The organism is Pseudomonas sp. TH34 (assembly GCF_016650865.1).
In the GTDB taxonomy this organism is placed as follows: domain Bacteria; phylum Pseudomonadota; class Gammaproteobacteria; order Pseudomonadales; family Pseudomonadaceae; genus Aquipseudomonas; species Aquipseudomonas yamanorum.
On record NZ_JAEKFB010000034.1, the window covers coordinates 120782 to 145803 of the forward strand.

Here is a 25022-nt window from a genome sequence, read left to right on the forward strand (position 1 = left end):
GAAAATACTAAAACAATGCCCGCGAAGCTGTCCGCAGGCCATTTCTGAACTTTTCTAACGCAACGGATTACAGACAAGTCGCCAGTGCGGCGAGGCGACGCTTGGCCGGGTAGTCATCCTGGGCAGCATAATAGTTGACGCTGGCACCCGCGCCGGCGCTGCGCACGTCGACAAAGTAATCACCTGCCGTGGTGTAGATGGTGAACCCACCCGCCTGTGCAGGCTCCATAAAGCCACCGGCGTCCACGCCGAATACCGCTTCGTCCTGCCAGCCGAACTGGATGCATTGGGCAACCACCAGCGGGGCCTTGTCCGAGGCCAGGGTTTTATAGGGCGTACCGGTACGCGCCTCTTTCATCTTCGAGCCCGCGCAACCGGCCAGCGATGCCAGTACCAAAGCGCCAATTACCACCATCCGCATACCGAAGCTTCCTTGGAAAAAACGCGACTGTACCATTAGCAGGCGACACCGAATGATAATTGCGTCACCCTGCCGCCTACTTACGAACCCGCTTTTACCCGGAACCCCCATGACACCCAACGCCGAGCGCTACAACCCCTCCACCGACTACGCCGACAAGCTGATCAGCCGCATCGGCCAAACGCCTTCGTGGATCGCCAAACGCATCGGCGTGACCGACAAGCGCATTCGCTACATCCTGGATGGCGAGCGCACCGTCAAGGGCGAAAGCACCCCGATCCAGATGACCTACACCGAGCAGTTTGCCCTGGAATGCCTGGCGGCCGAAGCCAAAGCCAACAAAAAGCCCGCCAGCCCGGTTGCTGAATAGCTGACAGATTCATGAACTTTGTTTCACTGTGAAGGGAGACCTTGCCGCCTATAGTCGACAGGCTCATTTTTAAGAAGTCTCCCTTCCAGCCTGCCCTCCCGCAGGCTTTTTTTTGCCCTGGTTTTGCTCCCCCCGTAGCAGCTGTCGAGCCCCAGCGAGGCTGCGTTGGCAGCACCCCCATTAACCAGCCAGACGCTAAACCGAGGCGCGCCTGACGCAGCCTCGCTTGGGCTCGACAGCTGCTACGGCAGGAGTTTGCTGTTCAGAGCAGCCAGCGGAACAGATAGAACAGCGCCATGCTCAGCAACACGGTGATCAGCACGCTGCGGGTCCAGAACATCAACGCCACGGCGCACACCCCCGCCAGCAGGTAAGGGTTGCTCACGCTCAGGTTGAGTTTGTGGTCGGCCAGAAAAATGATCGGCCCACAGATGGCGGTGAGCATCCCCGGTACGGCAAACCCGAGAAACTCCCGCGCCCCGCGATTGAGGCGCACCGGCAGGCGCGGCTCGATGAACAGGTAGCGGTTGAGAAACACGATCAAACCCATGCCAAAAATCATCACGAAGATCATCGCTGCCCTACTCCCAGCCGCTTGCACGCAAACCCCGCGCTCATCCCCAACACTCCGGACACCACCACCGCCGACTCCCAATGCAGGTAGCTCAGCCATACCGAACACAACAACGACACGGCGACGCAGACGATGGTTGGCACGTCGCGTACAACGGGGGTGATCAGGGCGATAAACGTCGCGGCAATCGAGAATTCCAGACCCAGCTGATCCAGCCCGGGAATGCTTTTACCGAGCACGATGCCGGCGAAGGTGAAGACGTTCCAGATGATATAGAACGTCAGGCCGACGCCCAGGGCGTACCAGCGGTTGAAGGTCTGGCGGTCATATTGGCTGACCAGGGCGAAGAATTCATCGGTCAGCAAAAAGCCCAGGCTCATGCGCCACCTGGGTTTGAGCGGCGACAGCGTAGGGCGCATGTGCATGCCATAGAGCAAATGCTGTGAGGTCAGCAGCAAGGTGGTCAGCAGGATCGAAATCAGGCTGGCGCCGCTCTTGACCATACCGATGGCCACCAGTTGGGCGGCACCGGCAAACACAATGGTCGACAGCCCTTGGGCTTCCAGCGGAGTGAATTGGGCATCAATTGCGGTGGAACCGGCCAGCAATCCCCAGGGCGCACAGGCCAGGGACAATGGAATGATCGCAATCGCGCCACGGGAAAAGGCGTTCAGAGGCAGGGCGTTAGGCATACACAACAGGCTCATCGACAGTCAGTCGACAAGCATGCCAGCGGTATCAGGGATTGTCTTGAACGATCGTGCTCAGGCCAGTTTGACCGACACCCGCTCCACCGCGTCCCGGGCTTCGCGCAGTTCGTGGGCGTCCTGGTTGAGCCGGTGGATGGTATTGAGCAGACGCTGGCGCAGCACTTCATCGCTGAGCTTTTCAACGGCGCGCATCAGGTCAAAGGCCGCGGTTTCGTTATTGTCCGCGACGGAATCGAGGGTCTTGCGCAGGTTGCGAGTGGCACGGGTCACACGTTTTCTTCCTTCATCACCATTGGGCAGGCACTTTAGGACATTTGTGTTTCAGTTTAATTTCAACCACTTGTCGTCGATTGCCCGGCCGTTGACGCAGGTCAATCGAAACAGGATTTGACCGAAACATATGGAAATACGTATATTCGTATTTCCATATATATGAGGCCGCTGACCATGTCAGATCTCTTCTCCCCACCCAACGTCTTCAAATGCCTGGCCGACGCCACCCGCGCACGGCTGACGTTGTTGATCCTGCGTGAAGGCGAACTTTGTGTGTGCGAGTTGATCCATGCTCTGGACGACAGCCAGCCGAAAATCTCCCGCCACCTGGCGCAACTGCGCAGTTGCGGGTTATTGCTGGACCGTCGCCAGGGCCAGTGGATTTATTACCGCCTCAACCCGGCCTTGCCAGCATGGGTGACGGCGGTGCTCGACACCACCCTGCAAGCCAACCAAGCCTGGTTAAACACAGACGCCCAGCGTTTGGACACCATGGGCGACCGACCACAACGGGCCAGCGCCTGCTGCTGATCCTGCGGAGAGCTTTTCATGCTTGTAGCCGTTGCTATCTTTCTGTTCACCATCATCCTGGTCATCTGGCAGCCCAAGGGCCTGGGCGTTGGCTGGAGCGCCACCATGGGCGCGATCCTGGCCCTGGCGTGTGGCGTTATCAGCCTGGTGGATATTCCGGTGGTGTGGCACATCATCTGGAACGCCACCGGGACGTTCGTCGCGTTGATCGTCATCAGCCTGCTGCTGGATGAGGCGGGCTTTTTTGCCTGGGCCGCCTTGCATGTGGCGCGTTGGGGCCGTGGACGCGGTCGGCGGTTGTTCGCGTATATGGTGCTGCTGGGCGCGCTGGTGTCGGCGTTGTTCGCCAACGACGGCGCGGCGCTGATCCTCACGCCCATCGTGATGTCGATGCTGTTGGCGTTGCGCTTTTCTCCGGCGGCGACCCTGGCGTTCGTCATGGGCGCCGGGTTTATCGCCGACACCGCGAGCCTGCCACTGGTGGTCTCCAATCTGGTGAACATCGTATCGGCCGACTACTTCAAGATCGGCTTTAACGAATACGCCGCCGTGATGGTGCCGGTGAACCTGGTGAGCGTCGCCGCGACCCTCGCGGTATTGATGTGGTTTTTCCGCCGCGATATTCCGCAAACCTACGACCCGGCCGACCTCGACGACCCTGCCAGCGCGATCCACGACCGCGCCACCTTCCGCGCCGGCTGGTGGGTGCTGGGCATCCTGCTGGTGGGCTGCTTCGCCCTGGAACCGCTGGGCATTCCCATCAGCGCGATTTCCGCCGCCTGCGCCACCTTGCTGCTGGTAATCGCCGCCAAGGGCCACAAGATTTCCACTCGCAAGGTGCTGAAGGAAGCGCCCTGGCAGATCGTGATCTTCTCCCTGGGCATGTACCTGGTGGTCTACGGCCTGCGTAACGCCGGGCTGACCAACTACCTTGCGACCTGGCTCGACACCTTCGCCGGTTACGGCGTGTGGGGCGCGGCATTGGGCACTGGCGTGCTGACCGCCCTGTTGTCTTCGGCGATGAACAACCTGCCGACCGTGCTGATCGGTGCGCTTTCCATCGAAGCCAGCCACGCGGTAGGCGTGGTCAAGGACGCGATGATCTACGCCAACGTGATCGGCAGCGACCTCGGCCCGAAAATCACCCCCATCGGTAGCCTGGCCACCTTGCTCTGGCTGCACATCCTGGCGCGCAAAGGCATCAGCATCACCTGGGGTTACTACTTCAAGGTCGGCATTGTGCTGACCCTCCCGGTGCTGTTGATCACCCTCGCCGCCCTCGCCCTGCGCCTGAGTTTCTGACGGAGTCCGCTTGATGAAAGTCCTGTTCATGTGCACCGCCAACAGCTGCCGCAGCATTCTCTCCGAAGCCTTGCTCAACCATCTGGCGCCGGACGGTTTCCATGCCATCAGCTCCGGGAGTTTCCCCAGGGGCCAGGTGCTGCCCCGCACCCTGACCACCCTGAAGGCCGCCGGCATCAGCACCGAAGGTTTGTACAGCAAGGGCAACGACGCCTTTGAAGGCAGCCCGCCGGACTTCGTCATCACCGTGTGCGACAAGGCCGCCGGGGAGGCCTGCCCGGTGTATTTCGGCCCGGCCATCAAGGCGCATTGGGGGTTGGAGGACCCGTCGGATGTTCAAGGCGATGAAGCCCAGGTCGACGCCGCGTTCCGCGCCACGCTGGCAATCATTGAACGGCGCTGCCGGGCTTTTTTCGAGATTCCGTTCGCCAGGCTGAACCCCATCGAACTCAAGGCCGAGCTTGATCGCATCGCCGCGTTGTAACCGAAGAGCCTGGCGAGTAGTCGATCTGAAGCCCTCTTCCGGCGTATGCTCGCGGGCAACCGTCACTGCGAGCCCCCTCAATGAGTTCCATGCAGCACGCCTGGCTGGGCAACTACGAAGTCAGCAGCACATCGTGCACCGGCCTGACGTTTGCCCGCCACAGCCATGATGAATGCGTGATCGGCGTCAACCTGCTCGGCGAGGAACAGGTGTGGCTGGACCGCCGGACGTTCGAAGCCGGCCCCGGCAGCATCACCTTGTACAACCCAGGGCAGATTCAGGGCGGCGGCGCGGCCGAGGGGCAGCCGTGGCGGTTTGTCAGCCTGTATGCGACTGCCGATCAATTGGCGGCTGACCTGGGTCTGGCACACCTGGAGTTCGACCGTTCGCTGTGCTTCCAACCGGAGCTGGCGATGAAACTGGCCGGTGCGATTGAAGGTTCGCTGAGTGCCGATGCGATCGCCCGGGAGCTGAGTGAGGAAGCCTTGGTGGTGCTGCTCGGCGAGGTGGTCAGTTGCAGTGGCGTGCGCCTGCCTGGCAGCACGGCGGTGGGTCGCGGGCTGGTGATCAAGGCTCAGGAGTTGCTGGCGGAAAACCTGCACCAGGCGGTTGCCCTCGAGACTCTCGGCGACGAGCTGGGCCTATCGAAATTCCATCTGCTGCGAGCTTTCCAGAAAGAAACCGGACTGAGTCCTCGCCAGTGGGCGATGCAACTGCGCACTCGTCGCGCCAAAGGGCTGTTGCGCTCAGGCGTGGCGGCGTCGCAAGTGGCCCACGCCCTCGGATTCGCCGATCAGAGCCATCTGAACCGGCATTTTCGTGCGGCCTACGGCATTACGCCGGGGCGCTATCAAAGCGTGCTCAAGGGCTGAAAAGCGCAATCTGGTTCAAGACGAACTCTCCACCCTCCCCCAAACTACCGGCCATCCATTGAAGGAAGGCAGGCATGTTGACGATCTTTTTTTCAGCGCTGGTGTTCGGTTTTGTGTTTTGCCTGTCTCCGGGGGCGGTGCTGGCGGAAACCCTGCGCCGTGGGCTATTGCACGGGTTTACGCCTGCGTTGTTGGTGCAGATTGGCTCGTTGGTGGGCGATGCCGTGTGGGCGGTGATTGGGCTGACCGGCATGGCGTTGTTGATCCAGCATGAGTCGGTGCGGGTGCCGCTGACGGCGGTGTGCGGGTTGTATCTGGCGTGGCTCGGGGTGCGCAGCTTGATGGATGCCTGGCGGCTGCCGGAATCCGACAGTGCGCCGGCCAGGTCCGGGCAGAATGCGCTGATGGTGGGGGCAGCGATTTCCCTGGCCAATCCGAAGAACATTGTTTATTGGGGGGCCTTGGGCAGCGCGCTGTCGGGGATAGTTGGGGCGACGCCGAGCCATGGGCAGACGCTGATGTTTTTTGCGGGGTTCATGGTGGCGTCGGTGCTTTCGTGCTTTTTGATTGCGGCGTTGGTCAACCTGTTGCGCCAGAATGCGTCGCCTATGTGGCAGAGGGTTAGCTATGGCGCTTGCGGTGTGGTGCTGCTGTATCTGGCGGTTCTGGCTTTGCGGGCGATTTGAGGGTGGGTGATTGAGTACATATCCGTTATTTAGGTAACGGCCACCTATGGTTCCGCTCTTACAGCGGCTCACTTTGGAAAAGCCCCAAAGTAAGCAAAGGGCTCTGCCCCGCCTGTCGGCACCTCGCCTAGGCTCGGTGTTCCCTCACTCCGGCACTGCTCCGCGGGCCGCCGCGACGGGCCATCCATGGCCCGGCGCGGCTAAACCGGCGTCCTGCCGGTTTACCCGCTCCGCACTGCCTGCGTTCGGCCTCGGGCTTATTGGGGCAGTCAGATCAAGATCAAAAGCAAGAGCACAGCGGCCTCCCGGCCGGCTTGAGTGTTAAAAGCAAAGGCAAGATCCAGAGCGAAAGCCAAATCTGAAGCTGATGCAGCTCTGCTTTTCTGTGGGCTTGCCTGCGATGCAGACACCTCGGTCTTCCAGATGCACCGAGGCGATGCCATCGCAGGCAAGCCAGCTCCCACAGTTGACCGTGCCCGCTTTAGCTTTTGATTTTGCTGTTGCTGTTGCTTCTAAACACTCAAGCCGGCCGGTAGGCCGCTGTGCTCTTGCTGTTGATCTTGATTTTGATCTTAGGCGCCCCGTTAAACCACGCTGGCCGAACGCAGGCTTTGGAGCGTGGGTAACCCGGCAGGACGCCGGGTTAGCCGCGCTGGGCCAAGGATGGCCCATCGCGGAGGCCCACGGTCCAAAGCCGGAGTGAGGGCACACCGAGCATTAGCGAGGTGCCGAGTGGTGGGGCAAGAGCGTTTTGCTTACTTTTGCGCTTTTCAAAAGTGAGCCGCTGTAAGAGCGGAACCAATATCAGCCATGACACAAATAACGGATATGTACCCCACCCATCCAACAGGCACAGATCATTTATCAATTAGCACACTAACCACAGCAACTTCCCCCTCCACCATCTATCTGAACAAACTCTGAACCAGTAACAAATTAAGTCATTAACCGTTGACATCCGGCAACTGCCTGAGTAAATTCCCCGTGCCTGCAACTCAGGGCCATTTTTCAACCTCACAAAAGAAGCCAATGGACACAGTATCTAGTCGCTGTCCGATCACCGTGAATACGGCAAATCGGGCACCAAACCCAGAAAAAATGACGGGACTCGCCTTTCCGGCCGAGTAAGCTGCGCTAGAGCCTGACGCTCCAACGTAACTGCCTCACCGGATGCCAGTCCGGTCCCGAGGTGTGTTATGACCTTTCAACTGATTGTTTTGCCTGATCTGCGTACGCTGGCTGCCGCCCTGCGTGCCAAATTGTGCCGCGAGCCCGTAGGCTTTTCCCCTACCCGCAGCACCTTTGTGACCTCATCCCCCCGCGTGTGCCCGACTCCCCGGGCCCACTGGCGTATCTGCCCCACCACCGGCCATCTGGTCCAGCAATGGGATCACGCCGACCCTCAAGACCCACAGAGACGGAACGTTTCCAGCCTGGTCGCGCAAGCGAGCCTGATGCTAAGCCTCTATGTGGACGCTCGCACGGCGTAAGCCGGCTGGAAACAGCAACTTTCTGATTATCCGTTAATTATTTAGCTGGAGTTCTCTATGGACGAAGCCAGTAGTAGCCCGCTGCGCGCTAGTTAACTAACGCGCTGTTAGCGGGCCCATAGAAAGTTACTCAACACTTTATTTAAACCGATCGCGAAGTCAGCGACTCGGCATGCTTTCGCTCGCCTGTCATCAGGTAAGTACCGGGTATGTTTTGTCGAAAAATTGGCGACAGGAGTACACACAATGAGCGCAGTAAAAAACCCGAAACTGCACAAGAAAAACGGCACGGACACCGACACCAAACTGTCGATGCGTGCCGCCCGCGAAGCCCAGAACGGCCTCTCGGCAACCCTCGCCAATGTCCGGGCAACCAAGGATGGCCTGACCGAACTGGATGCCTCTGCTCGCCTGCAACGTGAAGGCTACAACGAGGTGGCTCACGACAAGCCGCCTCACGCCATCGTGCAATTGCTCCAGGCCCTGAACAACCCGTTCATCTATGTGCTGCTGACCCTGGGCGCCATCAGCTTCGTCACTGACTACTGGCTGCCACTGCAGGCCGGTGAAGAAGCCGATCTGACCAAGGTCATCATTATCATGACCATGGTCATGCTCAGCAGCCTGCTGCGGTTCTGGCAGGAACACCGTTCGGCCAAGTCCGCCGAAGCCTTGAAGGCCATGGTGCGCACCACCGCCACAGTGCTGCGCCGTGAGCAAGTGGGCTCCAAGCCAACCCTGCGGGAAGTGCCGATGCGCGACCTGGTGGCTGGCGATATCGTGCAACTGTCTGCCGGCGACATGATCCCGGCCGACATCCGCCTGATCGAGTCCCGTGACCTGTTCATCAGCCAGGCCGTGCTCACCGGCGAAGCCTTGCCGGTGGAGAAGTACGACACCCTCGGGGACGTCACGCAAAAATCCGCTACTTCCACAGCCGCGGACCAAGGCAACCTGCTGGACCTGCCGAACATTTGCTTCATGGGCACCAACGTCGTCAGTGGCCGGGCGCAAGCCGTGGTGGTTGCCACCGGCCCGCGCACCTACTTTGGCTCCCTGGCCAAAGCGATTGTCGGCTCCCGGGTGCAAACCGCGTTTGACCGTGGGGTGAACAGCGTCAGCTGGCTGCTGATCCGCTTCATGCTGGTGATGACGCCGATCGTGTTCTTCCTCAACGGCTTCTCCAAGGGTGACTGGAGCGATGCCCTGCTGTTCGCCCTGGCCGTTGCGGTGGGCCTGACCCCGGAAATGCTGCCGATGATCGTCAGCGCCAACCTGGCCAAGGGTGCAACCGCCATGGCCAAGCGCAAGGTGGTGGTCAAGCGCCTCAACGCGATCCAGAACTTCGGTTCGATGGACGTGTTGTGCACCGACAAGACCGGCACCCTGACCCAGGACAAGATCATCCTCGAGCACCACGTCAACGCCTTCGGCAACCGTGATGATTCGGTGCTGACCCTGGCCTGGCTGAACAGCCATCACCAAAGCGGCATGAAGAACCTGATGGATCAGGCGGTCGTCCAGTTCTCGGAGCAGAACCCGAAGTTCCAGATACCGTTCGCCTACAGCAAGGTGGATGAACTGCCGTTCGACTTTATCCGCCGTCGCCTGTCGATAGTGGTCAAGGACGCGCAAAACGATCACCTGCTGGTGTGCAAGGGCGCGGTCGAGGAGATGCTGAGCATTTCCACCCACGTGATGGAAGGTGACGTTGCCGTCGAGCTGGATGATCGTCGTCGCAACGAGTTGCTGGCGATTGCCCAGGACTACAACGAAGACGGCTTCCGGGTACTGGTGCTGGCCACCCGCAACATTCCCAAGGCCCTCGCACGCAAGCAGTACACCACGGCCGATGAGCGCAACTTGGTGATCCGTGGTTTCCTGACCTTCCTTGATCCACCAAAGGAAACCGCAGGCCCGGCGATTGCTGCCCTGCGCGAGATCGGCGTAGCGGTCAAAGTGCTGACCGGCGACAACGCCATCGTCACCAGCAAGATCTGCCGTCAGGTCGGCCTGGAGCCTGGCGTACCGTTGCTGGGTGTGGAAATCGAAGCGATGGACGACGCCACCCTCAAACTACGGGTTGAGGAACGCACAGTCTTCGCCAAGCTGACGCCTCTGCAGAAGTCGCGGGTGCTCAAGACCTTGCAGTCCAACGGCCACACCGTGGGCTTCCTCGGCGACGGCATCAACGATGCACCGGCCCTGCGGGATGCCGACGTGGGTATCTCGGTGGACAGCGCGACGGACATCGCCAAGGAGTCTGCCGACATCATCCTGCTGGAAAAGAGCCTGATGGTGCTGGAAGAAGGCGTGCTGAAAGGCCGCGAGACCTTCGGCAATATCATGAAGTACCTGAACATGACCGCCAGCTCCAACTTCGGCAACGTGTTCTCGGTGCTGGTGGCCAGTGCGTTCATCCCGTTCCTGCCGATGCTGTCGATCCACCTGCTGCTGCAGAACCTGATGTACGACATCTCCCAGCTGGCCTTGCCGTGGGACAAGATGGACAAGGAATACTTGGCCAAGCCACGCAAGTGGGACGCGAAAAACATTGGCCGTTTCATGATCTGGATCGGGCCGACCTCGTCGATCTTCGACATGACCACCTTTGCCCTGATGTGGTACGTGTTCTCGGCCAACAGCGTGGAAATGCAGACCCTGTTCCAGTCCGGCTGGTTCATCGAGGGGCTGCTCTCGCAGACGTTGGTGGTGCACATGCTGCGCACCCGCAAGATCCCGTTCTTCCAGAGCAACGCCGCATGGCCGGTGATGATGATGACCTGCATCGTGATCGGCCTGGGCATCTACGTACCGTTCTCGCCGCTGGGCGCGATGGTGGGCCTGGAGCCGCTGCCACTGGCGTACTTCCCATGGCTGGTGGGCACTCTGGTCGCCTACTGCTGCGTGGCTCAACTGATGAAAACCCTCTACATCCGCCGCTTCAAGCAGTGGTACTGATCAACCGCCCCTGAAAACGCTGGCTATCGATGGATAGTCAGCGTCCGCGGAGACAGACAATGGCCCGACTCATCAGCTACCTCGACAACGCCGCACGCGCCGTATTGGTATTCGCCCTCGCCCAAGCCGCCAAGACGGTGATGGTGCTGGGCGTGCGGCTCTACGCGCGCAACGTGCTCAGCGCCGTGGAAATGCGCTTCATGCTGGGTTTCTCCAGCAGCTTGAACAGCACGTGCATCCGCTTGCTGCGCCCGCGTCGATAAATGGCAATACGCAATACAAGGAAACATCACCATGCGCGTCTTGATCTGTGCAGGTCGTCATTACGCCGATACAAAAATGTCCCGCCAGGTGCTGGACGCCTACCACCGCCTGCGCCCGGTGCAGGTGTTGATCCACGGCGGCAGTCAGTTCCTGGGCAGCGAAGTGGAGGACTGGGCCCGGGAAACGGGGGTGGATGTGGTGCGTTACCCACCCAACTGGCAACGCCATGGCAAGCAAGCCGAGCGTCACCGCAACCAGTTCATGCTCACGGACAGCCGCCCCGACGTGATCATCGCACTGCCCGGCGGCGACGACACCTTGGAGCTGGTGAGCCAGGCCAAGGCCAGTGGCATTCATGTGCTGACCGTAGACAGCTGAATCAACCTTTATTGGAGCATCCAGACATGAACGAAGAACCCCGTTGTAGCGGTACCCAGCTGCACACCTTTTTTTATTTGAATCACGGCGCGTCCCTGCCAAGTCCGGTCGGGACACGCCACCGGCTGTTGATCGAGGTTCACCATGTACAAGAAGCACACCCCTGACGGTTTCACCAAATACCGCAACCGCAGCACCCACGTAACCTTCCATCCCCTGCCCGCTTCCAAGCGTCGGGCGGTGCGGCGCAACCTGATTTTTGTCGGCGCGACGCTTGGCGTCGTGCTGGTGCTCAGCCTGATGTCGAATGCCTATGCGGCCGGCGGTTCCTATGTGGTCGACGACGGCGCAATCAACGCCCCGGGCGAATGCAATGTCGACGCCTGGTTCACCGCCAATCGGCACGACGGCTCTACCCACAGCGAAACCCTTTCGCCCGCTTGCACCACCGCCGCCATTCCCTGGCTGCAATGGACCGCCGCTGTGTCTCGGGCCAATCATGATGGCGATGGGGAAACCCAAGTGAATCCGCAACTCAAGGCCCAGTTATGGACCCGGGAAGACCTGGGCCTGGAACTGGGCGCGTCTGCCGGTGTGCACTACGCATTGAACCGTCAACATTCGTTTGATGGCGCAGATTTGAATGTGCCATTCACCTGGCAGCCCATGGAAGCCCTGCGGCTGAACTTCAACGCAGGCTGGAGCCACGCCTATAACGACGGCGACCAAACCCATCGACCGACCTGGGGTACCGGGTTTGAATACAGCGTGATGGACTCGCTGACACTGATCGCCGAACGTTACGGCCAGCAAGGTGGCGACCAGGCGTGGCAGGCAGGGCCGAGGGTGCATATCGGCAAGAATGTGGATGTGGACCTGGTGGTAGGGCGCAGTTTGATCGGGGATCAGCATCAATGGCTCACGACGGGGGCCACGTTGCGGTTCTAATCCGCAGACGATCATCAATCTGTGGCGAGGGAGCTTGCTCCCGCTGGGGCGCGAAGCGGCCCTGAAACCTGCGACCGATTTCTATCTGAAAGCACACGGTCGATTGTTTTGGGTCTGCTGCGCAAAGCTCCTTCGCCACAGGTTTGGTATGACAGTCAATAGTGATTTAAACCTGGCCCTTGGCCTGCTGCTCCAGATGCACCTGCAACGCAGGATCAATCTTCAGCTGCGCCGCCAGTTCATCCAGGTAATTGCGCTCCGCGTCCTGCTGGTCATCCACCAGCAGCACACTGACCAGGTACACCTCGGATGCCACCGCCGGGTCCCCGGCAAACTCGGCAAAATCCGCCGCATTCAGCGGCTTGGCCACCTCGGTATCCAGCCACGCCTGCAATTGCGGGTCATCGGTGTGCTTGCCGATCTCGGCCGAGATCATCTGCTGCTCACGCTCATCAATCTCACCATCTGCCTTGGCTGCCGCGATCAACGCGCGCAGCACGGCATGGCTGTGTTCTTCGACCTGCGCGCCGGACAGCTGGTCAACCGTTTGCAACGCCTGCTGCGGCGCCGATGCCTGTTGCCGCTGCCAGGCCTGATAGGCCTGGAACGCCATCATGCCCAGGGAAGCCAGCGCCGCGTAGTTGGTGCCGCCGGTGCGCCCTTGCGGCGCCGCACGGGTTCCGCCGAGCATGCCGCCCAGTCCACCGAGCAAACCACCGAGGCCGCCACCGCCTGAAGCCGAAGCACCGCCGCTGCCCAGCAAACCGCCCAGCAGCCCGCCCAAACCACCCAGCCCGCCTTGAGCCGCCGGTGCGGAGCCGCCCTGCTGGCTCGTTGAGGCTTGGCCCGCTCGCAGCAATTGTTCCAGAAGATCGCCGGTATTCATGGTGTCACCCTCCCAGGGCGCAGAGTTCCAGATCAACAACAATAGACCCGCTGCGCCAGAACACCATGACCGCCCGGCAGGCACGCTTTATCATGGCGCCATCGCACCCGGAGGAAGCCCCGACATGACCCGTACCGAGCATATCGCCCTGATGGCGACCTACAACCAGTGGATGAACCGCAAGGTGTACGACGCTGCCAATGGCCTGAGCGACGAGGACCTGATTGCCGACCGTGGTGCGTTCTTCGGTTCGATCCTTGGCACGCTGAACCACCTCGCCCTGGGTGACCGCGTCTGGCTCAAGCGTTTCGCCGAGCATCCGGCAGGCTTTGCCGCGCTGGCACCGCTAAGCGCTTTGGCGTTGCCGCCACGCCTGAATCAACTGGCCTTCGCCGATATCCGTGAACTGTCGGCCCATCGTGCCTGGCTCGACCAGATCATCATCGACTGGGTGCAATCCATCAGCGAGCCGGAGCTGGATCAGCCCCTGCAGTACCACAACATGGCGGGCACACCGATGAACAAGAATTTTCATGCACTGCTCGTGCACTTCTTCAATCACCAGACCCACCACCGGGGACAGGTGACAACCCTGCTGACGCAGGCCGGGCGCGACGTGGGCGACACCGACCTGCTGGCGCTGATGGACTAGTTCAACCGCCGCTGTACTCGGCATACGCCTGTATCAGCGCGGGGAAATTCTCCCTCTCCGGGAGCTGCGCAAAGCTGTGCTGCGCCGGGGTAGTCGCCCACGGCAGCTTTTCACTGGTCCAGGTTTCAATGAATGGCACATAACCGCTGGCATCATCCAGCATGGTGGGGCGCAGGTTGATCAGATCTTCCACGCCATTGGGGCGGGAAAACATCCAACTCATGCAGTGGGGGCAGCAGTAGTGGCGGTCGACGCCATGCAGTCCGCCGATCACCGGGTTGCCCTGGGTGATGGTGAATCCGTGGCTGGGGATCAGCGCGCTCAGCGAGAACGCGCTGGATGACATCTTCTGGCACCCGGTGCAATGGCACGCCATGGTGATCAGCGGTTTTTCGGTCACGGTAAAACGTACCCGATCACAACGGCAGCCGCCTTCCTGGGACTCTTGATGACTCATCTTCCACTCCATTCACATTGTGTGTGTGCCTGGAGAGTAAACGAGCAGGCGCGTCACGAACAGCGTTGCCAACCCGCACAAACGAACGCCTGTGACAGCAAACTGTCATAAAAGACAGAGCGGTGAAAACCAGCCAATGGCTGCCCCGCCCTGCCCGCGCGCATCAGCAGATTACCGATGCGACGCATCCCCCAAGAAGGAGACGCTTACATGGTCATTCACTTCAAGGTCGCCGGGCATCTTGCCTGCGGTCATCACGGCAACAACCTCCCCTCCAGCACCGAGCTGAAACGGGTCAAGTGCCGTACCTGCCGTAACACCGAAGTATTCAAGGAAGCCCGTCGCACCCAACGTAACGCCGCTCGGCGTGCCGCGCGCAAGTCCAAAACCGCCCATGCCGCCGGTGACTGGCGCAGTGCCTGGACCCAGCGCCTGACCGACCTGCCAGGCCGTCAGCGCCTGCCACGCGGGTTCCACGGCCAGCCATTCGTTTAGGTTAAGCAGCCGGGGCACGACGGTAAGCGGCCAACAGCACCCCCATCGTCATCAACAACCCACCCGCCCCACGGTTGAAGTGCTGCAAGTGTGCGGGCCGCAGGCGACTAAGCAAGCGTGCCCCGCATACCGCATAGAACATCATGATGCTGACGTTCAGCACGCAGAGTGCTAACAACAGGCACGCGTACTGCGGCAGTTGTGCTTGGGTGCTGTCGACAAATTGCGGCAGGAATGCCGACATGAACAACAATGCCTTGGGATTGGAAATCGCCACCAGGAAACTGCGGGTGAAAATACTCGCCGAGCGGGTGCCGCCGTCCTCACCTTCGCCCACCGACGGCAACGCCGCCTGGGGTGATCGCAACATCTGCCAGCCGATCCAGATGAGGTACGCCGAACCGATCCATTTCAGTGCCTGAAACAGCCCTTCGCTGGCCGCGAGCAGCAAACCCAGGCCACACGCCACCGCCGTCACCAGCAAGGCGTCGGCCACCACCGCCCCGGCCATGCCCCAGAACGCCGCCTGCAATCCATGGCGCGAACCATTTTGCAGGGCCAACAGAACCGTCGGGCCGGGAATCGCGATAATCGCGGCGCTCATCATGACGAACAGAAATAAGGTTGCCAGGGACATGACAGGTTCCTACGGGCTAATCAGCTGCGAATCATCCCAAAATATCCGCTGTGTGGCGAGGGAGCTTGCTCCCGTTGGGCTGCGCAGAGGCCCCAAATCCTGGGAGCGCTTCGCACTCCAGCGGGAGCAAGCTCCCTCGCCACCGTTTATGTATTGCTCAAGCGAGACCCAATAAAAAGCCCCGGACTGACCGAGGCTATTGAGGGTTCAAGCATCATTGGCCACCGGCCTCGACCGCGCCTTGTACCCCGGCAGCGCTGCGGCGTACGCCAGTGCCTGCTCACGGGAGCCAAAGGATGCCAGGCGGTCGGCCTTGGTACAGACCCGCCACGGGCCGCTGTTGACCTGCACGATGTCATAGCCGTTGAGATGCAGCTTGTTCAGCATGGGAGTGCTCATAGTCACCTCTCTCTCCAGAGATAATCCAGGTGTTTGACCGGTCTACCATACACCCGGGTAAAGCGGTGTAACCTACCGGGCGTCGCACAGGCGTGCGCTTCAAGCTGCAAAATCTGCTCCTGCCCGGCAAAGGCCACGGCCCCCCTCTGTTACTTCACCTTGCTGCTGAGGTTGTCGACACTGCGCTTGAGGTCTTCAAGGCTGCGCTTCTGATCACTGACGGTGCTTTTGAGGCTGGACAGTTCGCTGGAGCTGGAGTTTGAGCTGGAACTTGAATTGCGCTTGAGGTCTTCAATCTCGCTCTTGAGCTTATCGATGGTGTTTTTCTGATCGGATACGGTGCGCTTGAGCTCGGACAGCTGGCCGTCACTGGAGCTGGAACTTGAGCCGGTGTTTTTCTTCAGGTCTTCAAGGGCGCGTGCCTGGCCTTCCAGCTTGCTTTCCAGACTTTGCATTTCGCTGTCATTGCGCTTGAGCGCGTCGCGCATGGCCTGAATGTCACCTACCGAAATATCCGACGGATGCAGGAAATATTCGCCACCTGCGCCCGAACTGCTCGCGGTGAGTCTGTTACCGGCCGACGCACCGAAATCCCCCCACCGAGCGGGACTCGCCGCCTGAACTGACGGTGCCATTGCACCTATCAACAACGAAGCGACAACAGCGAGCGATGCTTTACCCACAATGGACATCAGTTGATTCCTTTCTGACTGGCCGAGATGGCACATCGCTATGACTGCATTTCTGAACACTTGTTCCCGTAAAGAGTTGCAGCCCCGCATACGAAAAAGCCCCGGCAAATGCCGGGGCTCGAAATATCCAACAGCCGGTGCGATGTGCTGTCCTTTCACACACCTTTCACAGTCGGGCACCTATGGTCATCTCAGCTCCTGGTGAAAACCTTTAAGCCCGCGACCCCCATCGCGGGCTTTTCTTTGCCTGTCATTTGGCCGCAGGTTGTCGCTAGATTCGCTGCGGCGGTGAGCCGGTGCAAGCGCCCTGCTCCATGCAGAATACAAAGGGCGCCACCACTTCAACTTCGCCTTTACGCAGCATTGAGGGCGGGGGCGCAGGCACTGGCGAGGCCGCCGGAATAAATGCCTCCACTGCCCCGACGAAAAGATCCGAGCCTGTGTGGCTGACGATTTTGTGGCGTATCAGGTTGCCTTTGGCGTCGACGACAAAGGCCACTCTGACCATGCCGGTCAGCCTTTGCAGGCGAGCGTCTTCAGGGTAGGACTTGAAGTGGTTGAGGTGAGTGAGCAACTGATATTCCCATAAGCGCTTCTCTACCAGTTGCTCCTGGTGGTTGGGGCCGCTCGTGCAGGCACAAAGCAGTAAGACAAGTGCGATCCAGCTGTATTTCATAAACGCAGTTCCGTTGACGTTTGGTTTGCGAAGTGAGGCTAATTATCCGGCGTTATGCTGGCTATCGCTTTGCGATCAGAGCGGGTAGCTCGTCGAGCGATTTTATAGTGTCTTGCGCGGGAGCAAGGCCTGCGGGCCATTGATGAAACCCCTGAAACCATACAGCGTACATCCCGGCGGCTTTTGCCCCTTGGTAGTCGTTTAGAGGGTGATCACCGACAAACCAGCAGTGCTCGGGAAGAACGCCTAACCGTGCAGCCGCCTCATGGAAGATTTCCCGTGCAGGTTTGGCTGTCCCGAACGCTTGCGAACTGACAACGGTACCAACCGACTGAGCGAAGGGCAATGCAGCGATGGTTTTCCTTCGCGAGTGCTCGGCGCCATTGGAAACAATCCCGACCTTGATGTGTCTGTGCTCCAGCGCCTGAATCAACGCTGCAGCGCCCGGCATTGGCACGGCTGCGGCCGGAAAATGGCTGACCCAGTGCTCGACCAGGACCTCAGCCGGCTGCGGCACTCGCCACGGCAGTTGGTTGGCAAGGGTGTGGCCTACAGCTTCGCGGATCGAAGAGAATGCGGACTGCGGGGAAAGATAGCCGCCGCTGTCTTCCCGCAAAATCAGGTGCGTGATGTCGTCCAGCGTCGCGGGCCTGATGTGCTCGCCGAACTCAGCCAGGAACCGTTCGGCGTAGCGTCGGATACTCAAGGCGCGATGCGTCAGTGTGTTATCCAGGTCGAACAGAATGGCGCGCGGGTACACGAATGTTCCTCGTGGAAAACAAAATCTGCCTGTCAGGCGGTGGCACTGACGAGTGAACCGGTACCGCTTCCACCTTCAGAAGTCAGCGCCTGCAACAAAGCCGAGGAAGCAGACTGCAACGCTGCTGCCGTTGCGGCAATCTGCGTCTGGGCTGCTGCCACGGCGGCCGCCTTGGCGTCTGCGCTTTGATTGCTGGCCTGTGCCTTTTGCATGTTTTGCTGCTGCTCTTGAAGTTGCTTTTGCAACTCCGCAATTTGCTTTTTCAGCTCCTTGACGGTGTCGGACTCCTGCGACGTCGATGCGGCCTGGCCGGCCCCTGCGCCGGAAGCACTTTTGGTATCGGTGGTCGGGCCGGGGCCCGAGGTGCCGGAAGCTTGCGTCTTGGAGCCATCACTGACACTGGCGGAGCTTGGACTGGTGGGCACAGAAGCAAGACTGCTGACGTTAGTGATCATGTCAAATATCCAATTCCGGTATAGATCTTAACTGATCGGCGCTTTAGCCGATTACTTTAACGCGTTATCGACCTTACTGAACTTGGCTACAACGATGAACCGATTCAGCGCCAAGGCCTCGAAAAGACGTTAACCAGGCTTCCATCAGGATCACGCAGCAATACCGAAGTGTTGCCCCATGGCATGACCGTCACCGGCATCACCACGTCTGCGCGACCGATACGCAGCAGGACGGCCTCGACATCATCCACTTGAAATTCCAGGATCGCCGAACGGTTGCTGGCGGCGACTGCCAATCCATCGTTATGAAGGCGGATCAGGCGTTCATCGGCTATGGCCAGGACCACGCCGTCGAGGTGAATTTCAGCGAACCCCTCAGCCAGATGCCTTGGCTCGACAGTCGTGAGGTTTTGATAGAACTGAACGAGCCGTTCAAAGTGGTTGGTAACGAGACGAACAGACGAGAATTTCATTATTTGACCTGGCGGGAGTGAGAGAGCTCACCTTAGTTCAAGCCTGCGTCAGTTCCTGACAGGAGTGTTTCGCCAGAGCGCTCCCGCTTTACGAAAAAACCGGCTCTGCCCGGGCGCGAAGTCCTGCGGCAATCATCAGGATAATGGCCGGGACGATCACTACGCTGGCCGACAGCATCGCCCCCTTGAACCCCGCCACATCCAGCGCACCGCCACCGATAATCACACCCAGCCCGATCGCGCTGTTGAGCACAGCTGTGTGGATGGCGGTCGCAGGCACCATGTGATCACCGGCGATCCTCAAGACCCACGTCTGCAGACCGGTAAACAAAGCGGAAATGGCCACGCCCCAGACCACCAGCAGGATAACCACGGACACGAGCCCGAGTGGCGGACCATAAATACCCAAGGTCACCAACGCCAATGCCATCGCAACCAACGCCAGCAAAATGAACGCTTTCAAGTAGCGATCAATCAACAGCGCACTCAAGAGGTTGCCCAGGAAACCCGAGGCCCCGAAGGCAAACAGCAACACCGCAATCATGTACGAGGTAATTCCAGGCACCTGGCCAATAAACGGCTCGACAAAGGTGTAGGCGCCAAAATGCGCGGCCGCCGTCAGGCCCGTGATGACGTAGGTGATCAAGAGGTCCTTGCGCCGCAGCACCACCGCAAAGCCCAGACCTTTGGCCAGCGAGGGAATATGCAGGGAAGGCAGCACCAGGGCGATCGCACCGGCGCTGGCGACACACATCACGGCGAGGCACACAAAAGCCGTGCGCCAACCATCGTATTGGCCCACCAGATTAATCAGCGGTACGCCCATGACCGTGGCGATCGTGATGCCGCCCAGCACAATCGAGGTGGCCAGTCCCACGCGGTGCGACGGCACGATATGCGCGGCGGTGGCTGCCACGATGGCCCAGAACACGCCATGGGCCAATGCGCCGACGGCGCGGGCACCGAGCAGAGAGGAAAATTCAGGGGATAACGCTGCCAGGCCGTTTGATAAGGCCAGTATCAACATCAACGCAATCAGCAGCGCCTTGCGGGGAACCCGGCGGTTCAACCAGTTGGATAGCAAGCCGCTGACCGCCCCGATCCAGGCGTATAGCGTTACGGTCAGCCCGACGGTAGACGGGGCTTGATCCAGGTCGGCGGATATTTGCGACAGCAAACCAATGGGGGCGAACTCGGAAGTCACCATGGTAAAGGAGGCGATGCACAGCACACTGACTGCACACCATACCCGCAAGGCTGAATTGATCACCGGCAATGTCCGTCCCTGTTCATGGCTGAGTCGTCGTGACTCCACCTCGCGCGTCGCTCACTGAGACCGGCTAGTTATCGGGATTCCAAACGACGGCCTGTGCCACGACAACGTATTCGCCGTTAAAAGTTGCCGCTGGCGAACCATAAAGCTGGTAGCCCAGAGCAAGGGCCTCAGAGACGCGGTGACAGAAGGAGGCATCGTCCTTGCCTGTCAGAATCCGATAGGTGGGTAAGCCTTCAGGAGGAGAATGCTGCATGGGGGCACCTGCTGGAACAATTGAAGAAAACCACTGGGCAATCTATATCAGTCGATGATCACATCGCGACCCTCGGCCTTTAAACGGGCGAGGTTGTCCTTCATCTGCTGCAACCGCTCAGGCGGATGTCCTTGCCACTTCGTCACCTCAGCCACCACCCGCAACGGATCGCCGGAGCGATAGGACAGCGTGGGGTTGCCGGGAAATTTCTTATCCGTCACGTTGGGATCATCCATGATTGGCCCCGTTGGCTCAACGACATAAATCCGTTCCCGCTCACTGCCAAGCGCCAGCTCAGCGCCCCAGATGGCGGCATCCAGGGTGCCCGCGAAGTAGACCCACGACAGTGGTTTACCCTGCGTGAAATTGGAGGGGTAGCCGACGCGGATCAGATCGCCCGGTTCCAGATCGGCCCGGGTGCCGTGAAAGAACTGACGGGTAAACATGCCAGCGGTGTTTGACATGGGCTCGCTGCTCCGAGGATGAATTACAAAATCACTAAGGGTTGCACGGAACCCAGTGGCGGTGAACTGGCCCGGCGCTTGATCGCCAGGCCAGAGGGCTGAGTTAAAGCAGTACAGTGGAAAGCATACCCAAGGCTCCCAGGACGAACCCGATGAGTGCACCACGCCCTGGTGCCTCATGGAACAGCGACCAGACCACCACGGGTTCAAGCAGCAGCAAAGAGGTGACTGAGACCACGGTGACGATCCAGATATCACCGACAGCCACATACCCCAGCCAATACGCACCCAGCAGACAGAGCCCGGCAAAACACATAAGCACAACGGGAATGACGAACCCTTCCCAGGAGCTAGTCCCTGTCTGGGCAAGCTTGGCGGTCACCACCTCACTGTAGATTGCACAAAACTCACCGAGCACCATCAACCCTAGAGCAGAAACTCCGAGTAGTTCTTTGGACATATCAAAAACTCCTTCGTATTCAACGCAATATTTTTCAGCTCCCAGCGAGCGATGCCGCTGTCCAGGAGCGTGTTGCAGTGATACGAAGCAGCCTTGAACAGGCCTGAATTACCGAAGTGCTTTTCCATGCTCATGTCCTTCAAAGGGTGTGAGTCTCTCAGCGCCCGGATGAGGGCACTCGTGGCGATCATACGTTCCGTTAGACACTGCGAACAACCCGGCCACCATAAGCAGGGGTATAGGGATCTCAAAGACACCAAAGGAAGATCAATTACGCAGCTCTCTACTTTGTAGCCAGGTACTTATGGCCTCAACGAGCTCTGCCTTGCACTCCACTGGAAGCCAGTGCCCGCCAGACACGCTCGTCACGCTGAGATCTGCGCAGGCCGCACGCATTGGATCGCCCAGCTGATTGCCCTTGATGGTATTCATCTGGTCGTAATCGCCGTTCACAAACAGTACGGGCAATGACAGGCGTCCACCGTTGGGCGCTCGGTGGGCGTAATCGATGTTGGCATCGTCGTTCAGATACCAAGCGCAGGGCGCGCCAAAACCATGCTCTTCGAACGTCCGCACCAGCACAGCGAAGTCCGCCTCGGGCCAAAGCGCGGGGTCTGGTTGGGTGGGTGGGGCTCGGTGCGCTTCGCCAAACCGGCCGCCTTTCCTGGTCACTTCTGCATTGGATGCAACCTTGCCGATGCTCGCTGGGTTTCCTTGTCGATAGATCGACGCCAGCGAGGCTGCTTTGTCCGCATCAAGATCAGCGACGGCGGACGCAAAGTGCGTGTTGTAGTAGCGGTAATAGTCCCATTGACCGTCTGGATACTGGTCCGCCGGATAAATCCCTCGGTCAACCAGCGGCACCAGCGTCGGCAACGCGTTCGTGGAGGGGAAGTACGGGACCGAAATCAGCACCACGCCGCGGCTGCGCTGAGGTTCATGAGCGACCAATTCACCCGCCACAACGCTGCCCCAATCGTGGCCTACCCAGATTGCGGGCATTCCGCCGAGATGGTCATGAAGTTCTGCCATGTCTGCCACGATGTTTTCAATCGTGTACGCATCGATGGCGGCTGGCGCAGAGGAACCACCATAACCGCGCATGTCGGGTGCGACGCAGTGCCAGCCCTGGGCAGCGAACGCTTCCATCTGCGCACGCCAGATCAAACTGAGCTCAGGCCAACCGTGCAGGAACATCATCAATGGCCCATCGGCAGGCCCCTGCTCTACATAATGCGTCGTATGACGGGGCGTACTGAAGACGCGCGGAGTGAGCGTGGAAGTGGACATAGGATCTCCTCATGCTAGGCCGGCCGACATAAGCGCCATATCGGCAGAATCACCGTTGGATCTGCACCCTAGAGTAACGATCTCTATGATGCTTGCCAGCTTCCCGTCATATTGTCAGCCCTGTACCTGCCAACTGCAGCCAGACCCATCACGGCATATCTTGTTACAACCATTCGCCCGCAGGCCCTGCCCTTAGAGAACTACAAACTTTCACTCCAGTCCTAATGCCAGGCGTGCTTTAAACCGTGAGCGCCTGCTGACAACCCATAGAGGTTCAAAAAATGAAAATGACACTACCCGCCCTGGTTCTGGGTGTCCTCATTTCGCAAGGCGCAATGGCAGCCGGAGATGGCACCGCCGCTCTTGGAGGCGGCGTTGGTGGTGCACTTGGCAATATCGTAGGTCAACAGCTCGGCGGTTCAACGGGCGCGGCGGTAGGCGCAGGCGTAGGGGGTGCTGCCGGCAGTGCTGTCGGCGCTCAAAGAGGCAACAGAGCGGAAGCCGCGTTAGGTGGCGGTATCGGATCAGCTGGCGGGTCACTTATTGGTAATCGCCTCGGCGGCTCCACGGGCTCGACGATCGGTGCAGGTCTCGGCGGCGCCGCGGGTGGCGCGCTAGGAAACAACCTGGCGGACGATGAGAGCAATCATCGATCTGATGGCAAGAAGCACAATGGCAAGAACAAGCATAAACACAAGAACAAGCATCGTTAGTTTCTGACGCTATTACATCGAAGCCCGGCCCAGCGCCGGGCTTCTTATTTCTGGCGCCAAAAACGAAAAAGCCCAGCAATCGCGCTGGGCTTAGATATGGAAACCGGGTAACCAATATGAGCCTTGCTACTTAACCCTTGCAAAGCTTCTGTGGCGACTCCGTGCCCCCGAGTTTTTTCGGCCATGCAATCGGCAGGTTAGGAACAGAGATAAGCTCGACGACGCCAAACATGCACATAATCACCGCTTTTCCATCCGCGCTGGGTACGCTGCTGAGTCCGACCAGAATCTCGTAGTCTTTCCCGGGCTCCAGCTTGAATACTTTCGCCTGGCCTGGGCACATAGCGTAAGTGCTGCCGTAACTGCCGGCCGACGCACCTAATGTCGCAACCTGAAAGGGTGCATCTGTTTTAACGCGGTACTCAGCCACAATCTCGGTGTACAAGCCTTCGGCCATCCGAACGGCTCCGATGTACTGTTGAAGCTTGGGTGAAACCCTTCCCGGCATTCCAAGATTGGCCGGCTTAAGTGGGTACTGAAGGTAGTTAATGCTCGGCTGCCCGTCCTCTGAGAAGCGACCCGCTTCAGCCATTTTGTGGCGAGTATCCGGTGCACAGCTGCCAGTTACGCTGTCGCCAAACACATTAGAATTGGTGATCACACGAACTCGGGCCGTATTGTCGTCCTGAGGTGGATCGACATAGGGAACAGAGGGGATCCCGCCACAACCAGCAAGGGTGATAGACGAAACAAGCAGGAGCAACCAGGTATTACGCATCTACTACATCCTTGAGTTTACCTAAGATCCATCGTGTGCGAACCAGACTAAAAAACCTCAGCAAAAAGCCTGACTGGCGTCCGCCAACTAAGTGAGTTGAGAAGCAACATTTGAAATTGCGAAGCGGAAACAAAAAAGGACCTGCCTGATAAATCACGCAAGTCCTTGAATATTGTGGTGCCCGAAGCCGGAATCGAACCGGCACGCCCTTACGAGCGGGGGATTTTAAGTCCCATGCGTCTACCAGTTTCGCCATTCGGGCGGTAGCGCTATACAGCGAGCCAAGCAGCTTCAAAAGCCCTTGAGCGTTGCAGCAGGCTAGGGAATATATAGATCCAGCCCCCTCGATGCAAGGTCGGGCGCGGGCTTTTTCAAACAAACCAGCGGCTCCTCTGCAAACAAAAAAGCTCGCCAGATCAGTGATCTACAGATTTCAGCCGCAGTGCTGAGCAATAGCAGCACCCACCGCTTCGGCACCTGCGGCACTCGCCACCAGGCGCATCAGGAAAAATAAGTCATGACGGCAATGACCACTGAAACCCAAACCAGGGTCATCAAAAACGACAGCGCAGCCAATGTTTTGCCCATTTGCCTACTCGCCCCGATGAAAACCGCTTCAGTGAATCAACTCTTTTGCCTTCTCCAGGCACTCCGTGGCGCTGTCCAGTGCTTCGGCCGCTTTGGCTGAGGCAGAATTGCCATTTTCAGCGCGATTGCCGGTGATGACAAACAACACATCGACACCGACCTTGGCAATCGCCGCCAGGTAATCTGCCCGTGGAAAACGCACACCGTTTTCATAACGCCCCTGGGCATTGGTCTCAACGCCTCCGACCTTGCCCAGCGCCGCTTGAGAATAGCCAAGCCTGACACGCTCTGCCTTTAACCTCGCCCCAATGCTCATAAACAACCTCCTTTGTGGGATCGTGGATACGATACTGC

Annotated in this window: 35 protein-coding genes and 1 tRNA gene; 14 read left to right on the forward strand and 22 right to left on the reverse strand. The window is 59.3% G+C overall.

Translation table 11 applies throughout. The features are described from left to right. Positions 1-67: 67 nt before the first annotated feature. The gene (locus JFU58_RS28900) at positions 68-421 is read right to left on the reverse strand and encodes a hypothetical protein (RefSeq protein ID WP_003212599.1); all 354 of its coding nucleotides are present in this window, start codon (positions 419-421) and stop codon (positions 68-70) included. A 109-nt stretch (positions 422-530) separates the two neighbouring features. On the opposite strand from JFU58_RS28900, the gene JFU58_RS28905 reads away from it, so the two are divergent. Then, the gene (locus tag JFU58_RS28905; protein ID WP_017480362.1) at positions 531-791 is read left to right on the forward strand and encodes a hypothetical protein; all 261 of its coding nucleotides are present in this window, start codon (positions 531-533) and stop codon (positions 789-791) included. Positions 792-1053: 262 nt separating this feature from the next. On the opposite strand, the gene JFU58_RS28910 is transcribed toward JFU58_RS28905, so the two are convergent. The 3 genes from JFU58_RS28910 to JFU58_RS28920 form a co-directional block, all read right to left on the reverse strand. Next, complete coding sequence (locus JFU58_RS28910) at positions 1054-1365, reverse strand: AzlD domain-containing protein (protein ID WP_063030469.1); 312 nt, start codon at positions 1363-1365, stop codon at positions 1054-1056. Beyond that, complete coding sequence (locus tag JFU58_RS28915; RefSeq protein WP_093197331.1) at positions 1362-2057, reverse strand: AzlC family ABC transporter permease; 696 nt, start codon at positions 2055-2057, stop codon at positions 1362-1364. Before JFU58_RS28915 ends, JFU58_RS28910 begins: the two co-directional genes overlap by 4 nt. A gap of 72 nt (positions 2058-2129) precedes the next feature. Continuing rightward, the gene (locus tag JFU58_RS28920) at positions 2130-2345 is read right to left on the reverse strand and encodes a hypothetical protein (protein WP_003212603.1); all 216 of its coding nucleotides are present in this window, start codon (positions 2343-2345) and stop codon (positions 2130-2132) included. A 177-nt stretch (positions 2346-2522) separates the two neighbouring features. Here JFU58_RS28920 and JFU58_RS28925 point away from each other — a divergent pair, with 177 nt between their 5' ends. From JFU58_RS28925 to JFU58_RS28970, 10 genes are all read left to right on the forward strand, one after another. Further along, positions 2523-2879: a metalloregulator ArsR/SmtB family transcription factor gene (locus tag JFU58_RS28925; RefSeq protein WP_063030473.1), complete on the forward strand. Its 357-nt coding sequence runs from the start codon at positions 2523-2525 to the stop codon at positions 2877-2879. Between the two features lie 18 nt (positions 2880-2897). Continuing rightward, positions 2898-4181 carry an arsenic transporter gene (locus JFU58_RS28930; RefSeq protein ID WP_063030475.1) on the forward strand — a complete coding sequence of 428 codons (1284 nt, stop codon included), beginning with the start codon at positions 2898-2900 and terminating at the stop codon, positions 4179-4181. A 13-nt stretch (positions 4182-4194) separates the two neighbouring features. Continuing rightward, on the forward strand, positions 4195-4665 hold the full coding sequence (locus JFU58_RS28935; protein WP_201142934.1) for an arsenate reductase ArsC: 471 nt from the start codon (positions 4195-4197) through the stop codon (positions 4663-4665). Positions 4666-4745: 80 nt separating this feature from the next. Further along, positions 4746-5537: an AraC family transcriptional regulator gene (locus JFU58_RS28940; RefSeq protein WP_177072077.1), complete on the forward strand. Its 792-nt coding sequence runs from the start codon at positions 4746-4748 to the stop codon at positions 5535-5537. Between the two features lie 74 nt (positions 5538-5611). Continuing rightward, positions 5612-6223, forward strand: a complete 612-nt coding sequence (locus JFU58_RS28945; protein ID WP_063030481.1) for a LysE family transporter — start codon at positions 5612-5614, stop codon at positions 6221-6223. A gap of 1196 nt (positions 6224-7419) precedes the next feature. Beyond that, positions 7420-7713, forward strand: coding sequence for a hypothetical protein (locus JFU58_RS28950; protein ID WP_093197355.1), 294 nt, complete (start codon positions 7420-7422; stop codon positions 7711-7713). Positions 7714-7959: 246 nt separating this feature from the next. Next, the gene (mgtA, locus tag JFU58_RS28955) at positions 7960-10674 is read left to right on the forward strand and encodes a magnesium-translocating P-type ATPase (protein WP_201142935.1); all 2715 of its coding nucleotides are present in this window, start codon (positions 7960-7962) and stop codon (positions 10672-10674) included. A gap of 59 nt (positions 10675-10733) precedes the next feature. Further along, on the forward strand, positions 10734-10937 hold the full coding sequence (locus JFU58_RS28960) for a hypothetical protein (protein WP_207198547.1): 204 nt from the start codon (positions 10734-10736) through the stop codon (positions 10935-10937). Positions 10938-10968: 31 nt separating this feature from the next. Next, the gene (locus JFU58_RS28965; RefSeq protein WP_201142936.1) at positions 10969-11316 is read left to right on the forward strand and encodes a DUF2493 domain-containing protein; all 348 of its coding nucleotides are present in this window, start codon (positions 10969-10971) and stop codon (positions 11314-11316) included. A gap of 144 nt (positions 11317-11460) precedes the next feature. Continuing rightward, on the forward strand, positions 11461-12264 hold the full coding sequence (locus JFU58_RS28970; RefSeq protein ID WP_201142937.1) for a hypothetical protein: 804 nt from the start codon (positions 11461-11463) through the stop codon (positions 12262-12264). A 166-nt stretch (positions 12265-12430) separates the two neighbouring features. Here JFU58_RS28970 and JFU58_RS28975 read toward each other — a convergent pair whose 3' ends face one another. Continuing rightward, entirely contained in the window at positions 12431-13150 is a 720-nt protein-coding gene (locus JFU58_RS28975; protein WP_063030491.1) for a tellurite resistance TerB family protein, read from the reverse strand. Between the two features lie 124 nt (positions 13151-13274). Between JFU58_RS28975 and JFU58_RS28980 the strand changes: the two genes are divergently transcribed. Further along, entirely contained in the window at positions 13275-13802 is a 528-nt protein-coding gene (locus tag JFU58_RS28980) for a DinB family protein (RefSeq protein ID WP_063030493.1), read from the forward strand. A 1-nt stretch (position 13803) separates the two neighbouring features. On the opposite strand, the gene JFU58_RS28985 is transcribed toward JFU58_RS28980, so the two are convergent. Continuing rightward, a complete protein-coding gene (locus JFU58_RS28985; RefSeq protein WP_063030495.1) occupies positions 13804-14259 on the reverse strand; it encodes a GFA family protein in 456 nt (151 codons plus the stop codon). Between the two features lie 210 nt (positions 14260-14469). Between JFU58_RS28985 and JFU58_RS28990 the strand changes: the two genes are divergently transcribed. After that, complete coding sequence (locus tag JFU58_RS28990) at positions 14470-14754, forward strand: hypothetical protein (protein ID WP_201142938.1); 285 nt, start codon at positions 14470-14472, stop codon at positions 14752-14754. A 1-nt stretch (position 14755) separates the two neighbouring features. On the opposite strand, the gene JFU58_RS28995 is transcribed toward JFU58_RS28990, so the two are convergent. From JFU58_RS28995 to JFU58_RS29055, 13 genes are all read right to left on the reverse strand, one after another. Then, entirely contained in the window at positions 14756-15391 is a 636-nt protein-coding gene (locus JFU58_RS28995) for a LysE family translocator (protein ID WP_201142939.1), read from the reverse strand. Positions 15392-15598: 207 nt separating this feature from the next. After that, positions 15599-15790: a hypothetical protein gene (locus JFU58_RS29000; protein ID WP_023658809.1), complete on the reverse strand. Its 192-nt coding sequence runs from the start codon at positions 15788-15790 to the stop codon at positions 15599-15601. A 149-nt stretch (positions 15791-15939) separates the two neighbouring features. Next, complete coding sequence (locus tag JFU58_RS29005) at positions 15940-16641, reverse strand: hypothetical protein (RefSeq protein WP_242488346.1); 702 nt, start codon at positions 16639-16641, stop codon at positions 15940-15942. Between the two features lie 112 nt (positions 16642-16753). After that, positions 16754-17158 carry a TonB family protein gene (locus JFU58_RS29010; protein WP_201142940.1) on the reverse strand — a complete coding sequence of 135 codons (405 nt, stop codon included), beginning with the start codon at positions 17156-17158 and terminating at the stop codon, positions 16754-16756. A 61-nt stretch (positions 17159-17219) separates the two neighbouring features. Then, entirely contained in the window at positions 17220-17918 is a 699-nt protein-coding gene (locus JFU58_RS29015) for an HAD family hydrolase (RefSeq protein WP_017477634.1), read from the reverse strand. A gap of 32 nt (positions 17919-17950) precedes the next feature. After that, entirely contained in the window at positions 17951-18373 is a 423-nt protein-coding gene (locus JFU58_RS29020) for a hypothetical protein (protein WP_201142941.1), read from the reverse strand. Positions 18374-18477: 104 nt separating this feature from the next. Continuing rightward, positions 18478-18846 (reverse strand): VOC family protein, encoded by a 369-nt coding sequence (locus JFU58_RS29025; protein ID WP_063030510.1) that lies wholly within the window; start codon positions 18844-18846, stop codon positions 18478-18480. Between the two features lie 88 nt (positions 18847-18934). Then, positions 18935-20116: an MFS transporter gene (locus JFU58_RS29030; protein WP_342215325.1), complete on the reverse strand. Its 1182-nt coding sequence runs from the start codon at positions 20114-20116 to the stop codon at positions 18935-18937. Positions 20117-20186: 70 nt separating this feature from the next. Then, complete coding sequence (locus tag JFU58_RS29035; protein WP_081253153.1) at positions 20187-20375, reverse strand: DUF1737 domain-containing protein; 189 nt, start codon at positions 20373-20375, stop codon at positions 20187-20189. Positions 20376-20422: 47 nt separating this feature from the next. Further along, on the reverse strand, positions 20423-20839 hold the full coding sequence (arr, locus tag JFU58_RS29040) for an NAD(+)--rifampin ADP-ribosyltransferase (RefSeq protein ID WP_017477629.1): 417 nt from the start codon (positions 20837-20839) through the stop codon (positions 20423-20425). A 103-nt stretch (positions 20840-20942) separates the two neighbouring features. Beyond that, the gene (locus JFU58_RS29045) at positions 20943-21260 is read right to left on the reverse strand and encodes a hypothetical protein (RefSeq protein WP_177071767.1); all 318 of its coding nucleotides are present in this window, start codon (positions 21258-21260) and stop codon (positions 20943-20945) included. 5 nt (positions 21261-21265) lie between these two features. After that, positions 21266-21427, reverse strand: a complete 162-nt coding sequence (locus tag JFU58_RS29050; protein ID WP_167410158.1) for a hypothetical protein — start codon at positions 21425-21427, stop codon at positions 21266-21268. A 139-nt stretch (positions 21428-21566) separates the two neighbouring features. After that, positions 21567-22589 (reverse strand): alpha/beta hydrolase, encoded by a 1023-nt coding sequence (locus JFU58_RS29055; RefSeq protein ID WP_063030516.1) that lies wholly within the window; start codon positions 22587-22589, stop codon positions 21567-21569. A gap of 281 nt (positions 22590-22870) precedes the next feature. Between JFU58_RS29055 and JFU58_RS29060 the strand changes: the two genes are divergently transcribed. After that, positions 22871-23302 (forward strand): hypothetical protein, encoded by a 432-nt coding sequence (locus JFU58_RS29060; protein WP_093197396.1) that lies wholly within the window; start codon positions 22871-22873, stop codon positions 23300-23302. A gap of 130 nt (positions 23303-23432) precedes the next feature. On the opposite strand, the gene JFU58_RS29065 is transcribed toward JFU58_RS29060, so the two are convergent. The 3 genes from JFU58_RS29065 to JFU58_RS29075 form a co-directional block, all read right to left on the reverse strand. Further along, the gene (locus JFU58_RS29065; RefSeq protein ID WP_201142942.1) at positions 23433-24080 is read right to left on the reverse strand and encodes a hypothetical protein; all 648 of its coding nucleotides are present in this window, start codon (positions 24078-24080) and stop codon (positions 23433-23435) included. A 175-nt stretch (positions 24081-24255) separates the two neighbouring features. Further along, positions 24256-24342 (reverse strand) — tRNA-Leu (locus tag JFU58_RS29070). Positions 24343-24696: 354 nt separating this feature from the next. After that, positions 24697-24984 carry a helix-turn-helix domain-containing protein gene (locus JFU58_RS29075; protein ID WP_093197406.1) on the reverse strand — a complete coding sequence of 96 codons (288 nt, stop codon included), beginning with the start codon at positions 24982-24984 and terminating at the stop codon, positions 24697-24699. Between the last annotated feature and the right edge of the window lie 38 nt (positions 24985-25022).

Coding starts and splice junctions, on each gene's coding strand:
- JFU58_RS29010 (WP_201142940.1), bottom strand. CDS start 17,158: ATGAAATACAGCTGGATCGCACTTGTCTTACTGCTTTGTGCCTGCACG.
- JFU58_RS28990 (WP_201142938.1), top strand. CDS start 14,470: ATGGTCATTCACTTCAAGGTCGCCGGGCATCTTGCCTGCGGTCATCAC.
- JFU58_RS29000 (WP_023658809.1), bottom strand. CDS start 15,790: ATGAGCACTCCCATGCTGAACAAGCTGCATCTCAACGGCTATGACATC.
- JFU58_RS28910 (WP_063030469.1), bottom strand. CDS start 1,365: ATGATCTTCGTGATGATTTTTGGCATGGGTTTGATCGTGTTTCTCAAC.
- JFU58_RS28970 (WP_201142937.1), top strand. CDS start 11,461: ATGTACAAGAAGCACACCCCTGACGGTTTCACCAAATACCGCAACCGC.
- mgtA (WP_201142935.1), top strand. CDS start 7,960: ATGAGCGCAGTAAAAAACCCGAAACTGCACAAGAAAAACGGCACGGAC.
- JFU58_RS28900 (WP_003212599.1), bottom strand. CDS start 421: ATGCGGATGGTGGTAATTGGCGCTTTGGTACTGGCATCGCTGGCCGGT.
- JFU58_RS29050 (WP_167410158.1), bottom strand. CDS start 21,427: ATGGAAAAGCACTTCGGTAATTCAGGCCTGTTCAAGGCTGCTTCGTAT.
- JFU58_RS28930 (WP_063030475.1), top strand. CDS start 2,898: ATGCTTGTAGCCGTTGCTATCTTTCTGTTCACCATCATCCTGGTCATC.
- JFU58_RS29075 (WP_093197406.1), bottom strand. CDS start 24,984: ATGAGCATTGGGGCGAGGTTAAAGGCAGAGCGTGTCAGGCTTGGCTAT.
- JFU58_RS29055 (WP_063030516.1), bottom strand. CDS start 22,589: ATGTCCACTTCCACGCTCACTCCGCGCGTCTTCAGTACGCCCCGTCAT.
- JFU58_RS29045 (WP_177071767.1), bottom strand. CDS start 21,260: ATGGTGCTCGGTGAGTTTTGTGCAATCTACAGTGAGGTGGTGACCGCC.
- JFU58_RS28965 (WP_201142936.1), top strand. CDS start 10,969: ATGCGCGTCTTGATCTGTGCAGGTCGTCATTACGCCGATACAAAAATG.
- JFU58_RS28945 (WP_063030481.1), top strand. CDS start 5,612: ATGTTGACGATCTTTTTTTCAGCGCTGGTGTTCGGTTTTGTGTTTTGC.
- JFU58_RS28925 (WP_063030473.1), top strand. CDS start 2,523: ATGTCAGATCTCTTCTCCCCACCCAACGTCTTCAAATGCCTGGCCGAC.
- JFU58_RS29065 (WP_201142942.1), bottom strand. CDS start 24,080: ATGCGTAATACCTGGTTGCTCCTGCTTGTTTCGTCTATCACCCTTGCT.
- JFU58_RS28915 (WP_093197331.1), bottom strand. CDS start 2,057: ATGCCTAACGCCCTGCCTCTGAACGCCTTTTCCCGTGGCGCGATTGCG.
- arr (WP_017477629.1), bottom strand. CDS start 20,839: ATGTCAAACACCGCTGGCATGTTTACCCGTCAGTTCTTTCACGGCACC.
- JFU58_RS29025 (WP_063030510.1), bottom strand. CDS start 18,846: ATGAAATTCTCGTCTGTTCGTCTCGTTACCAACCACTTTGAACGGCTC.
- JFU58_RS28985 (WP_063030495.1), bottom strand. CDS start 14,259: ATGAGTCATCAAGAGTCCCAGGAAGGCGGCTGCCGTTGTGATCGGGTA.
- JFU58_RS28980 (WP_063030493.1), top strand. CDS start 13,275: ATGACCCGTACCGAGCATATCGCCCTGATGGCGACCTACAACCAGTGG.
- JFU58_RS28905 (WP_017480362.1), top strand. CDS start 531: ATGACACCCAACGCCGAGCGCTACAACCCCTCCACCGACTACGCCGAC.
- JFU58_RS28960 (WP_207198547.1), top strand. CDS start 10,734: ATGGCCCGACTCATCAGCTACCTCGACAACGCCGCACGCGCCGTATTG.
- JFU58_RS29035 (WP_081253153.1), bottom strand. CDS start 20,375: ATGCAGCATTCTCCTCCTGAAGGCTTACCCACCTATCGGATTCTGACA.
- JFU58_RS29060 (WP_093197396.1), top strand. CDS start 22,871: ATGAAAATGACACTACCCGCCCTGGTTCTGGGTGTCCTCATTTCGCAA.
- JFU58_RS28940 (WP_177072077.1), top strand. CDS start 4,746: ATGAGTTCCATGCAGCACGCCTGGCTGGGCAACTACGAAGTCAGCAGC.
- JFU58_RS28935 (WP_201142934.1), top strand. CDS start 4,195: ATGAAAGTCCTGTTCATGTGCACCGCCAACAGCTGCCGCAGCATTCTC.
- JFU58_RS28975 (WP_063030491.1), bottom strand. CDS start 13,150: ATGAATACCGGCGATCTTCTGGAACAATTGCTGCGAGCGGGCCAAGCC.
- JFU58_RS28995 (WP_201142939.1), bottom strand. CDS start 15,391: ATGTCCCTGGCAACCTTATTTCTGTTCGTCATGATGAGCGCCGCGATT.
- JFU58_RS29020 (WP_201142941.1), bottom strand. CDS start 18,373: ATGATCACTAACGTCAGCAGTCTTGCTTCTGTGCCCACCAGTCCAAGC.
- JFU58_RS28950 (WP_093197355.1), top strand. CDS start 7,420: ATGACCTTTCAACTGATTGTTTTGCCTGATCTGCGTACGCTGGCTGCC.